This window comes from Lysobacter oryzae DSM 21044 (genome assembly GCF_059568595.1).
In genome coordinates this window covers 382,279-393,899 of sequence record NZ_JCANTQ010000011.1, presented here as the reverse complement: position 1 = coordinate 393,899, position 11,621 = coordinate 382,279, and the positions used below count along the sequence as shown (strand labels likewise).

Sequence of the window (11,621 nt, the reverse complement as noted above, 5' to 3'; positions counted from 1 at the left end):
GTTCGGCAGTCCGCCCCGTTAGACACAGTCGAGGTGCCTGCCGATAGGCCCACGGCACGACCCAGCAGGCCGATACCGCCGCCCTTCAGACCTCGCATGGATGGTGGATGTTCTTTGGTCATGCCGGTATGGAGTGACGCCGGTAGATCGTTGCAGCATCCCGAGCACCAGGGCGAAAGATCGACACCCATGGTCGTCAGGATCGGGGTGGATTTTGGAACCGCTTTTACGAAAGTAGCGATTCGAGCGGGCGTCGATCTGGTGCCCATCGAATGGCCTGCTGTCACGGGGGACGATTCGGAGACGGGGCGCTATGTGGTGCCCGGTTTCGTCGTTCGCGCGCCGGATGGCGAGTACTGTTGGCAGCGGCTCACCGAGGCCGATATCGAAGGGAATCTCAAGCTCCCGGTCATCGAGATGGCTGGAACGGATGAGTGTCCCATACCCAGCGTGGCGTATCTGGCGTTGGTCATCCGCTACGCAAGAGCATTCTTGTACCGGAACACGGAGATTGGACGAAAACTTGCAGGGCGATCGCTGCGCTGGGAACTGAATATCGGTTGCCCCACCGAACCGCATGAGAACCCCAAGGTCGTTCAAGTGTTTCGGCGAATTGCTCGAACCGCTTGGCAATTGGCGACTCGGGAACATCTCTGCGATTCCGACATCCAGGCCGCGTGGAAGGACGACGACACGGACATTGGTCTGGAGGTAGAACCGGGTGTTGTACCGGAGTTCGTCGCTCAAATCGCCGGGTATCTGGGGTCGCCGCAGCTGAAGGAAGGGCTGCACGCACTGATTGACATCGGTGCTGCCACCCTCGACGTAGCGACGTTCAATGTCGTCATGCGAAATGATCGGGCATCACTGCCAATTATCCCAATCTTCTTTTCAGCGGTTCGCCCCCTCGGAACTCACTATCTGCGCCACAACCGTCATTCCAGACTCGACCTCGATCTTTCGTGGAACGACGCATCGTCCGTTGAATCTGCCGATGAATTTGGGCATCGAAATGGCAAACCTCTGGATGAGGTCGTTGCGGTCGATGAGGTGTTCGTAGGCCAAGTCGCGCACAGCATTTTCGGAGTAATCGATGGGACTCGCACCAACGCACGGGGAGACCCGCGTAGTGCGGCTTGGCGAGATGGCTTGCCAGTATTCGTCACTGGCGGTGGGTCGAATTGCGTCCAGTATCGCCAAGCCATCGAGGTGGTGGAAAGCGAAGTGAGGTTGCGAGTGGAGCGGCAACTGGGTTCTACGAAGCACTTCCGACTCATCGAATTGACTCCAACTTCTGGAAATGTGAGACATATCGAAGCAGGCGGCAGGCTGACCGTGGCGTTCGGGTTGACGGAGGATGCCGAGAACATCGCTCGTGTCGTCCCACATCGTGACATCGAGCCAATCACCCAGGGCACGAAGGAACGTGTCGATCACGCGGATCTGTATGGAGACCGATGATGAATAATGATTCCAACACGGGGACGGCCAGCCATCCCAACGCATGGATCGCCGTCGATCATGGACTCGGCACCGATCGTTGGCTCGCGCCTAACACCCTCGTCTTGAAAGGCGAGCGTTCCCTTTACCAAGCCATCGCCGAGGACGATTGGGTGCTCGTGCTGAACCCCGCCGGGGAGATCGTCCGCGCCGGGCGTGTGCTACGGCTCCGCTCCGACCTCGAAACAACCATGATCTTCTTCGACCGGCTGTCCGCCACCGATGCCCCGCTGTCGGTCGCCAGTGTTTCGTTAGCCTCGTCGTCGGGAAACGTGGGGCGCATCCAGTGGGAAGAGTTCGTCGCGGCCTTGTCCACGGCGCTGCATCAGACCGTCGGCGGCGTGCCGCCGGTCGAGGATCGGGCCTACGTCCGCGAACTGCTGCAACTGGCCGTGGTGGACGACCTGCTCGGCCCGGCGGGCGGCCCGCACGAGCGCATCGTGGACATGAGCGTGCGCGACCGCTATCTGGTTGGCAAGCTGGCACCGCGTGAGGATGCCGCAGGTGGCATCGAAGGGCTGGAAGGTCCGTTGGCCGAGGACGAGGTCGAGGAGCCCACCGACCCCATCGTGCCCGGCCAGCACGAACCCGGTGCCGAGTTCGGCACGGCGACCGGACGGGTGGAACCCGAATCGGACAGTTCGGACGAGATCGACGCCGCCAGCAATCAGTCGCTGGTGCCTAGCAGCTTCGGCATGACCTTCTGCGTGGATGGCGACGCCGAGCGCATCGAGGTCGAGGCGCAATGGGGCAGCTACGAGCGCGTGCCCAACGAGGAACACGAGCTGACCAGGCCCAATGGGCAGAAGGTCAAGGTCTGGCGGCGCATTCCCTGCGGCGGAAAGCTGGTGCTACCGCTCACCGAAGGCGTGATTCCTCATCAGGCACCAGACGCGAGCCGTCCGGCGGTGCGCATACAGGGTTCTGTCCGCGCCAAGAACGCCAACGGCGATCGCTTGGTGACGCTGTTCCTGATCAACGCGCAAGAGGAACCCGACAGCAACCGCGACACGGCGTGGCTGTTCCAGCCGGAGTTGATCGTGCGCGCGGAGGCCGAGGCTTCCAAGCGCGCCATCTTCCGCCGCCGCCCCGTGCTGGACGCCGACGGGAACGATCCGGAGCGCGAATCGCTGGAGATGATCTATCGCAACCGCGTGGAGTTCGCGGTCGGGCATGGCGTCGCCGTCCACGCCGAGACGGCGGACGATGTGACGCTGGCCACCGAGGTCCGCACTGCCGTGTTGCCGCAGTACGAAGTGCAGGTCACGGAAACGCCGGGCCTCGACCCCGCTGACCGTCCGGCGATGAAGGAGATGGTGGCGAGTGGTCTGCTCGACATGCAGCGACTCGCCACGCTGGGCGTCACTGAATTGGTCGATGCCCTGAACGTGCTGACGAAGGACTACGCGGCGTGGATCGCGGAGCAGCGCGAGCGCATCGGCGAGGACGTAGTCGGATATGACGTGCAGGCCGCGCAGGCGCTGGATCGGTGTAAGGAAATCCAGACGCGCTTGCAGCAGGGCATCGACACGCTGAAGAACGACGAAAAGGCGCTGTCCGCGTTCCGCTTCGCCAATCGGGCGATGGCGATCCAGCGCGTGCGGAGTCAGTACGCGCTCGAAGTGCGGCGTGGACGTGACGTGACGGTCGATCAGTTCGACCAGCCAAAGAACCGGAGCTGGCGTCCGTTTCAGTTGGCGTTCCTGCTGCTGTCGATCCCATCGCTGGCCGACCCCACGCATCCGGATCGCGTGCAACCGATGGAAGCTCACGCCGATCTGCTGTGGTTTCCCACCGGCGGCGGCAAGACCGAAGCCTATCTGGGCGTGGCGGCGTTCACGATGGCGATCCGCCGTCTGCAAGGCAAGCTCGGCGGCTACGACGGCTCGCGCGGTCTGGCCGTGATCATGCGCTACACGCTGCGCCTGCTGACCTTGCAGCAGTTCCAGCGAGCCACCGCGCTGATCTGCGCGATGGAAAAGCTTCGGCGAGATTCTCGCGTTCAAGGTGATGAGTCACTTGGCAAGGAGCCTTTCACCATCGGACTGTGGGTCGGCAACAAGGTGACGCCGGGCACGACCGAGGAAAGTCACTACGCCATTCAAGCTCTACGTGATTCAGGAAAGAACAAAGCAGGACGTACTTCACCACTTCAGCTAACCAGTTGTCCTTGGTGTGGCTCCGCAATTGATCCCGGTAAAGATGTCGTTGTAGATAAGGATCGCGGTAGAACAGTGGTTTACTGCGGTGACAAAAAGAGCAGTTGCACGTTCTCTCGCGGCAGGTCGAGCAATCTGCCGCACCCCGGCATCCCTGTGCTGACGGTAGACGAGGAGATCTACCACCGCCCGCCGACGATGATGATCGCCACCGTGGACAAGTTCGCCATGATGGCGTGGCGCGGTCAGGTTCGCACGCTGTTCGGTCGCGTGAGTCAGGAATGCGATCGCCACGGTCTGCTGTGGCCTGGCTGCGATTGCACGGGCACTCACACCGCATCGAAGAATTCGCCAGCGGTCAAGGTCAAGAACATCGCGCCAATCCGGCCGCCCGATCTGATCATCCAAGACGAGTTCCACCTCATCAGCGGCCCGCTGGGCACGATGGTCGGGCTGTACGAATCCGCTGTCGATGAACTGAGTGGCTGGACGCTCGATGGCAAAACGGTCAAGCCGAAGATCGTCGCGTCCACGGCGACGGTGCGCAAAGCCAAGGAACAGGTGAACAACGTGTTCATGCGGCGCGTGTCGGTGTTCCCGCCGCACGGCTTGGACGTGGAGGACAACTACTTCTCGGTGCAGCGTCCGATCGAGGACCGGCCCGGACGGCGCTATCTTGGCGTGTGCTCGCCCGGCAGCTCGCGGCCCGCGATGCTGATCCGCGTCTATACCGCCTTCCTCACCGCCGCCCAAGCCCTGTTCGATCGCTTCGGCGAACCCGCCGATCCATACATGACGATGGTCGGCTACTTCAATTCGCTGCGCGAGTTGGGCGGGATGCGGCGTTTGGCCGAGGACGATGTGCAGACTCGTTCCTATCGCGTGCAGATGAGCATGGTCGATCGCCCCGCGCTAGCGCAGCGCAGCGTCAACAACATCCGTGAGCTGACCTCGCGCGTCTCCAGCCAGGACATCCCAAAGTACCTCGACGATCTGGAGATCAAGTTCAAGGTCGCGCTCGATGCAGCCGCCGGGAAGTACGTAACGAAATGGAGCGAGGGCGACACGCGCGCCATCGACGTGGTGCTGGCGACCAACATGCTGTCGGTCGGCGTGGACGTGAATCGCTTGGGCCTGATGGCGGTGAACGGTCAGCCCAAGGGCACGGCGGAATACATCCAAGCCACCAGCCGCGTGGGCCGTTCTTTCCCCGGTTTGGTCTGCACCGTGCTCACATGGGCGCGTCCGCGCGACCTCTCGCACTACGAGACCTTCGAGCATTACCACGCGACCTTCTACAAGCATGTGGAAGCGCAGTCGGTGACGCCTTTCTCGCCGCGCGCGATGGATCGCGGCCTGACCGGCGCGCTCCTCTCCTTGATGCGTCTGGAGAACGACGCCTTCAGCCCGAACGTGGGGGCAGGTGAGCTGGACAAGTCCGACAAGGCCGAAATCACCGAAGCCATCGACGTGCTGGTGAGGCGGGCATGGAACGTCAGCGAGACGCCCGCCATCAAGAATCTGGCCGAGCGCGAGCTGAAGGAACGTGCGGACGAATGGGCGAAGGAAGTTGGCGTGCCAGGTCGCACGCTGGCCTACGAGAAGCGAGGGGCGCAGGCCGCGACGATGGTCGGGCTGGTCAAGTCGCCGGGCATCCATGCGTGGGACAACTGGACGGTACCGATGTCGATGCGCGAGGTGGAGCCGGGCGTGCGCCTGATCATGAACACGGGACACATCTCGGACGACCACGACTGGAAGCCGCGGCCGGTGCCGAAGGACGAGGACTGACCATGACCACCAATAGAACACCCGTCGGGGAAGTCCGCCCCAGTCAACTGCTCTGGACATACGGGCCGGGAGCGTTGATTGATCTGCCGAGCCTCTCGGTGGTGACGCTGGGCATCGACCAGTGGGAGAAGGATCGCTGCCAGCCCATCGCAGAGCCACGCTTGCTTGCCGCCGTCCGCAAAGTTCTCGGCCCGCAGGTAGAGAACCTGCGCGTGCCGCCGTTCCAGAAGAGCGAACTCGTTGATCCGTGGTCGGCGGAGGCGAACATCGGTGTCCCCGTTCGTCCGTTCCCGCGCTGGATGCGGTGCGTCAAGTGCGGGCTGCTGTCGGCCTTCGACGCGGGGCTGTTCGAGATCAAGGAAAACCGCTTCCGTCCGGAGCGAACCCGCTTCGTCCACAAAGGATGCCGTGGCTCCAAGGGCGACCAGCCCGCGAAGGATGCAGATGCCGTTCCGGCGCGTTTCCTCTTGGCCTGCCGCGACGGCCACCTCGACGACTTCCCTTGGCGCTACTTCGTCCACGGGGGCAACAGTTCATGCATGGCTACGCTGCGTTTCTTCGAGAGCGGTGCCTCGTTGCAGACCGAGAATCTGTGGGTGAAATGTGATGGATGCGGCGCGTCGCGCAGCATGGCGCACGCCTTCGGCAAGGCCGGGAAGGAAAACCTGCCGAGTTGCCGAGGCAGGCATCCCCACCTTGATCATTTCGACGAGGAGTGCGATGAGGAGGCGCGGGCCGTCCTGCTGGGTTCGACGAACAGTTGGTTCCCGATCACGTTGTCTGCGCTCGCCATTCCGCAGGCGAAAGACCCGCTCGGCCAGTTGATTCAGGACGGCTGGGAGTTCTTCGACGATCTGGATTCCGAGGCTGCGGTCGCCGTGACGGTGAAGGCGTTGAAGAAGACTGGAGCCTTGCCGGGCATCGACAAGTACCCGGCATCGGACATCTGGGCGGCCATCGAAGCTCATCGCAAGGGAGGTGGACTGGAGATCGTCGGCGAGACCGACATCAAGGGGCCGGAGTGGGAAGTGCTGACGGCGGCCAATCCGCCTGCCGACTACCCGCACTTCATGAGCAAGAAGGTGGCTACGCCACCCGGCTTCGAGGACCGAATCGGTAGAGTGCTACTGCTGGAGAGGCTGCGCGAGGTCAATGCCTTGCTGGGCTTCACCCGTGTTGAAGCGCCCGAGGAGTCAAGCGATCCGAACGAGCGCCCGCAGATGGCGGGCCTCGCGCGCCGTAAGCCGGATTGGGTTCCGGCGAATCAGGTTCACGGCGAGGGCATCTTCATCCAGTTCGACGAAGCGGCGCTCCGGTCATGGGAAGCCAGCAATGGCGTTAAGCACGTCGATCGAATGCTAGAAGGCGGCCATCGTGGATGGCGAAACTCGCGCCACCTCGACCCGAACGGGGGCTACCCCGGCATCCGGTACGCCATGCTCCACACGTTGTCCCACCTGCTCATCCGCGAACTCGCACTGGAATGCGGCTACAACGCTGCGAGCATCCGCGAACGGATTTACGCCGACGCATCGAGCGCAAATCCTCAGGCTGGCATCCTCATCTATACGGCGGCCGCCGATTCCGATGGCACGCTGGGTGGCCTCGTCGATCTGGGCAAGCCGGAAAACCTCGGCCGACTGCTCCGGCAGGCGCTGAACCGATCGAAGATCTGTTCGTCCGATCCACTCTGCTCGGAGCATGACCCTGCAAAGGATCGCTCGCTCCATGCTGCGGCCTGCCATGCATGCAGCTTGGTGGCCGAGACCTCCTGCGAGCGGGGCAATCGTTACCTCGACAGATCGTTGTTGGTGCAGACCCTCGAACGAGGGGATGCCGAGTTCTTCGCGGGGCTGTGACATGGAAAAGCTGCTGGAAGCTGTCACAGCTGTGGCCTGCCTAGTGCCTCCAGAAAAGATCCGGGCCGTCGCATCGCGGATTCGTCAAACCGAATCTAGTCAGGCCACGACAGCACTGTCGGGGCTCGTCGGTACGCCCACGGCTTCGGCATTGTTGGATCAGCTTATCGCCGCCTGGCGAGCCACCACGATCAGTGCCGATGAACTCGCGTCGATGCTGCTAGCAGCCAGCCACGTATTCGCCAAGACCGCTTCCCAGCAGTCCACCGAGCTTGTCTGGACCGGTCCGACGACACCGTTCGTCTCGGCGCGTCGAACGGAACAGGCTCTCCTTCAGGTCCTCAACGCCGCCGAGCGAAGTTTGTTCATCACCAGCTTTGTGGCCTATGACGTCGCTGCCGTCGTGAAAGCATTGAATGCCGCGATCAATCGTGGGGTCGCCATCTCGATGTTGCTTGAGTTGTCCCAGGACCACGGGGGTAGTATCGGCTTCGATGTGATAGGCAAGATGAGAGTGCTGGTTCCTTACGCCCGACTATATGCTTGGCGCGACAAAGCGATCCCTTTCGCCGACGGGCGCGTCCACGCCAAAGTCGCCGTTGCCGACGGTATGGTTTGTTTCATAACCAGTGCGAACCTTACTGGGCATGCGATGGAAAAGAACATGGAGGCTGGAGTGCTAATCTCGGGTGGACACATCCCTAAGCTTCTGGATGACCATCTGCGATCACTGGTCGACACGAAGATAGTTCTTCCCGTATGAGTTTGAGTGAAGTTGAGGGCCCTGCTGTTTGCAGTGATGCTTCTCGTCCCCGCTTTCAGGGCTTTTCATTTCAGGGCGAGCGACGAGGACGGTTGTTGTAGGCTTCGGCCAAGAGCGGCACAAGCTTCAACAGTGCCACATGCGCGGCGAAGGCATCCTCGCGCGTTGCCTCTACATCGCCGTAGCGAACATCCGCCTTGCAGTCGATGGCTTGCAGGAGATCGGCAGGGAGCGTGACTGCGAAGTGGTCGCCGAAGGCCCTTCCAACGTAAGGGATGATGTGCCCCTTTTTTCTGTCCAGGTCTGGATGGTTCTCCATCTTCAGAAGACATTTCATGATCTTCTCGGCCGTCTGTGCCGTTTCCCACCAAGCCTTGCTCCACGCGATGCCCGAAATCAGGGCATCGACGCTGTGTGCGAAATCGAGCCTAGCCAGATCGAACATCGTATGCCCAGTGAAATCATCCATCGCATTGAGCGCGGGGACTCCGAGGCGAATTGAGGCGTCAATTGCATCGAACTCGGCTAACGACAGGCTCGCGGCAGAAGCCGGAGTGAAATCCTCGATGCCGTGGATCAGATTCAATGACCTCTTTATGGGTTGGCCGCCCGTATTGCTCCAATCCTTGTCCAAAAAGATCGGCGGGGCGCCAAAGATGACGCCGACATTCATGCGCCAGAGCGTGCCGCGGAGATCGAACGCAAAGGATCGGGCGTCGAAGTGAGGGTTGAAACGCTTCTTGTAAACGGCCTGAAACCACTCCGAGACGCGTTTCAAGGTTGGGTCGGACTCATCGGCGCCAATGCCGAGGATCGAGCCCATGAGAGGGGCCGAGAGGTGGAGCGTCCTGGCGACAAGCGCCTTGCCGGCGAAGGAGCGCTGGTGCGGCAGCACTTCGCGCGCGGCAAGGAATGCATCCAGCGAGACCATCATGGCTTCGAACTCGGCGTCGGTGGTGGGCCGGGTCTTCCAGTCCCACAAGTTGGCGTCCAGCGTGTGCATATCAGTTGAGGTTGTAGCCAGTAGTGCGGGTCATGAGGATCCTCTTCCAGTGGCTTTCGCGCGCATCGATCTCGCCGGGCGAGGACTGCAGGTCCGCAATCTCCAACAGGGAGAACCGCAAGTACTCATGGCGCTCGTTGGCCTTCAAACCCAACTCTTTAACCAATGCCTTGTTGCCGCCGTGACCGGTGGACGAATACATGCACCAGCGGCCCCAAATACCGCCCTCGCCATCGGCCTTGCCGACATAGAGCTTGCCGGTCTTCGTGTCAGTGATCAGGTAGATCCCCTTGACGCTCGAAAGTGCCGTGCGCCAGGACTCCGTGCCGGTGCGAAGGAGGATGTCCAGTTCGTCTTTGCTGATATCCACCCGCTTGTAGCCGGGGAAGGTGCCGACGCTTACCCTCTCGGCCAGGAGTTCGACAGCGGTTATATCGGCAACAGTTCGGCAGAGCACATACGACTGGCGGGCGTTGTAATCCGTGGTGCAGAAAAGTCGGCCTTCGAGAGCTTGAGTGCTCGCGATGCGTTCAAGGTCGTAGAAGAAGTGCGGCTTGTCTCCGGTCTTGTAGGTGTGGCCCGTTGGCCGAAACAGGCCGGCGAACAGCCAGAGCGAGCGAGGCAGGTCATGGACCAGGCTCACGACGACATCGCAGTTGAAGTTGTGGTGCTTCTGCCACCGCTGCCACTCGTCGAATTCACCGCGCTTGTAGACATCCATCGGGTGATCGATCCCGTTCCACCGGGCCAGATGAACCTTGGCCTTGCTGGGATCGAACGTGGGCTCTTGAAGCCGTAGCAGGTCGAACAGGCGCATGTGCCTTCCGGGGCTTTGGTGCGGGCCACCATTTTCCCTTCGCTACATGCCGCTGCACCAGCGCTTTATATGCCTCGGGTGAAGGCGGGTTCTTTCGCTTGTGCCGGCGGACATTACACAGCCAGCAGGCGGCAACGACATTGCTGGCCACATCGCGTCCGCCGTCCTGACGCGCGAGCAGGTGTTCTGCCGTGCAGCGGTGCGGTGCAGCAGAGCGTGGTCGCAATCCGAGCTCGGAAGGACAGGAGAGCCACATCGGGCGCTGGCAGTAATAGCAGCGGCCTGATTGAGAGTGGAAGGCGAGGGTGCGTAGGCGCGCGAGTTTCGGCATAGGGGCTCCAGGGAAGGGTTCCCGTCGCCTCGACAGAGGACGAAACGGGCACCTGGAGCCGACAGGCTATGCAGGCAAAACACCGGGGCTTAGAAGCCGAGCCGGCAGGAAGGTTATAGCTTCGGTCTAATCTCGACGCAACAACGAGGAGTCTTCCTACCGATCGTCGGGCGCTTGTCCTCTAATCAGATCGGAGCAACGCCCAGCCGTCATCACCGGCCGGCGCCGTGAAGGGGGTTCGGGGAGCTAACACACCCCACACAAGCGCTCGACGACATGGAGCCCCGGGACCACGGCGGGCAGGCCGTGGGGCCTCTGAGGTCACGCCACAGTGCGCTCGTCCGCTACGCTATTGCCATGGAACCCACCCTGCGCGCCGATCGCTTCGCTATTCTGACGGCACGCGCTGTCTGTCACGCCTGTAATGCACCAATGGCTGTGTCGGCGCTGCTCGTGCCTGCCTACCTCCAGCGCGACGAGGACGGCGACGAGTGGGTCGCGGTCGACGAGAGCGCACTGCTGACCTACGTAGAGGCCGTAGACGAAGCAACGCAGTCGGCCTGGAACGCTCGTGCGCCGCAGATCCTGCCAGCAGCGTCTAAGACTGCTGGTCTGACGTACCTGGCGAATGTTTGCGCCTGTGGCGCGTTGCAGGGTGACTGGTATCTCACGGAGCCCGACGGTCCCTTCTTCCCCTTGGACGACGCCGGCATCGCCGCCATCGACGTGGATTGGCTCGAAGCGCCAATCGAGGCGCGGGCGGGAGCATCGATGAGTAGCTGGACGGATGCGCTAATTGCTCGATCCCCTTTTCCGGATGGGTGTCACCCCCACCGCCCAAGACGCGCCGTCGGCGTCGCTAGGGTCTAGGCCGGCTCGATAACCTATCGTCGTGACAAGAGCGATGGCGAGGCGCCGACGCCGGTCTTAGCTCCTCCAGGTGCCACATCGGGCGGGTTGCTGCGATTGAGCAAGTCCGCTTTCCGCCATCCAGCGGCCCCCTGAATTGATTCGACCCGGAAGCCCGTAAGTTCGACGGCTAGCGTCCGAGTTGGGCGACCAAAGCCCGAATGTCCTCCACGCGCCACATAGCTATCCCGCCGTGCTTGATGGGCTTCGGGAAGCGTCCCGATTTAACTCCGGCGTACCAAGTGGCGCTACTGACGGGGATCATTCCAGTTATAGCTGGCCGCCCGTTGGCGGCTTTTCGGCCAATGATGTCCCAGATGCGTACATAGCCTTCCGTGGGCAAGCCGCTGGTGACCGGGGCGGTGGGAACAGGGGCGGCCGCTTGCGGAGAGTCTGCTGGCTGTAGCTGATTCGCCTGCAGCCGTGTGCCGGCCAGCTGCAGGGCGGTGCCGAAGGCTACTAGGGTCGTTCCTAGGTCAATCAGGACGT

8 protein-coding genes are annotated in these 11,621 nt (G+C 62.0%); 5 read left to right on the top strand and 3 right to left on the bottom strand.

Going from position 1 to position 11,621, the window contains the following annotated elements; all coding sequences use genetic code 11:
• Nucleotides 1-189: 189 nt before the first annotated feature.
• Genes BP05_RS10200 through drmC form a run of 4 tightly spaced genes read left to right on the top strand, consistent with a single transcriptional unit; the run spans nucleotide 190 to nucleotide 8,072 of the window.
• Nucleotides 190-1,461 (top strand): hypothetical protein, encoded by a 1,272-nt coding sequence (locus BP05_RS10200; RefSeq protein ID WP_496363012.1) that lies wholly within the window; start codon nucleotides 190-192, stop codon nucleotides 1,459-1,461.
• Nucleotides 1,461-5,450, top strand: coding sequence for a DISARM system helicase DrmA (drmA, locus tag BP05_RS10195; protein WP_496363010.1), 3,990 nt, complete (start codon nucleotides 1,461-1,463; stop codon nucleotides 5,448-5,450). Before BP05_RS10200 ends, drmA begins: the two co-directional genes overlap by 1 nt.
• A gap of 2 nt (nucleotides 5,451-5,452) precedes the next feature.
• Entirely contained in the window at nucleotides 5,453-7,309 is a 1,857-nt protein-coding gene (gene drmB / locus BP05_RS10190; RefSeq protein WP_496363008.1) for a DrmB family protein, read from the top strand.
• 1 nt (nucleotide 7,310) lies between these two features.
• Nucleotides 7,311-8,072 (top strand): DISARM system phospholipase D-like protein DrmC, encoded by a 762-nt coding sequence (gene drmC, locus BP05_RS10185; protein WP_496363006.1) that lies wholly within the window; start codon nucleotides 7,311-7,313, stop codon nucleotides 8,070-8,072.
• A 70-nt stretch (nucleotides 8,073-8,142) separates the two neighbouring features.
• Here the strand turns inward: drmC and BP05_RS10180 are convergent, their stop codons facing one another.
• The 3 genes from BP05_RS10180 to BP05_RS10170 are packed head-to-tail and all read right to left on the bottom strand — an operon-like array spanning nucleotide 8,143 to nucleotide 10,148.
• Nucleotides 8,143-9,075, bottom strand: a complete 933-nt coding sequence (locus BP05_RS10180; protein WP_496363004.1) for a hypothetical protein — start codon at nucleotides 9,073-9,075, stop codon at nucleotides 8,143-8,145.
• A gap of 1 nt (nucleotide 9,076) precedes the next feature.
• Complete coding sequence (locus tag BP05_RS10175; RefSeq protein WP_496363002.1) at nucleotides 9,077-9,892, bottom strand: GIY-YIG nuclease family protein; 816 nt, start codon at nucleotides 9,890-9,892, stop codon at nucleotides 9,077-9,079.
• The gene (locus BP05_RS10170; protein WP_496363160.1) at nucleotides 9,774-10,148 is read right to left on the bottom strand and encodes an HNH endonuclease; all 375 of its coding nucleotides are present in this window, start codon (nucleotides 10,146-10,148) and stop codon (nucleotides 9,774-9,776) included. The genes BP05_RS10175 and BP05_RS10170 overlap by 119 nt, the downstream gene beginning before the upstream one ends.
• 432 nt (nucleotides 10,149-10,580) lie before the next feature.
• Between BP05_RS10170 and BP05_RS10165 the strand changes: the two genes are divergently transcribed.
• Complete coding sequence (locus BP05_RS10165) at nucleotides 10,581-11,093, top strand: hypothetical protein (protein WP_496363000.1); 513 nt, start codon at nucleotides 10,581-10,583, stop codon at nucleotides 11,091-11,093.
• Nucleotides 11,094-11,621: the final 528 nt, after the last annotated feature.

What these genes read in the sequence shown, in the direction of transcription:
- BP05_RS10180 (WP_496363004.1), bottom strand. Translation starts at nt 9,075, where the DNA reads ATGCACACGCTGGACGCCAACTTGTGGGACTGGAAGACCCGGCCCACC.
- BP05_RS10165 (WP_496363000.1), top strand. Translation starts at nt 10,581, where the DNA reads ATGGAACCCACCCTGCGCGCCGATCGCTTCGCTATTCTGACGGCACGC.
- drmB (WP_496363008.1), top strand. Translation starts at nt 5,453, where the DNA reads ATGACCACCAATAGAACACCCGTCGGGGAAGTCCGCCCCAGTCAACTG.
- BP05_RS10200 (WP_496363012.1), top strand. Translation starts at nt 190, where the DNA reads ATGGTCGTCAGGATCGGGGTGGATTTTGGAACCGCTTTTACGAAAGTA.
- drmA (WP_496363010.1), top strand. Translation starts at nt 1,461, where the DNA reads ATGAATAATGATTCCAACACGGGGACGGCCAGCCATCCCAACGCATGG.
- drmC (WP_496363006.1), top strand. Translation starts at nt 7,311, where the DNA reads ATGGAAAAGCTGCTGGAAGCTGTCACAGCTGTGGCCTGCCTAGTGCCT.
- BP05_RS10175 (WP_496363002.1), bottom strand. Translation starts at nt 9,892, where the DNA reads ATGCGCCTGTTCGACCTGCTACGGCTTCAAGAGCCCACGTTCGATCCC.
- BP05_RS10170 (WP_496363160.1), bottom strand. Translation starts at nt 10,148, where the DNA reads ATGTGGCTCTCCTGTCCTTCCGAGCTCGGATTGCGACCACGCTCTGCT.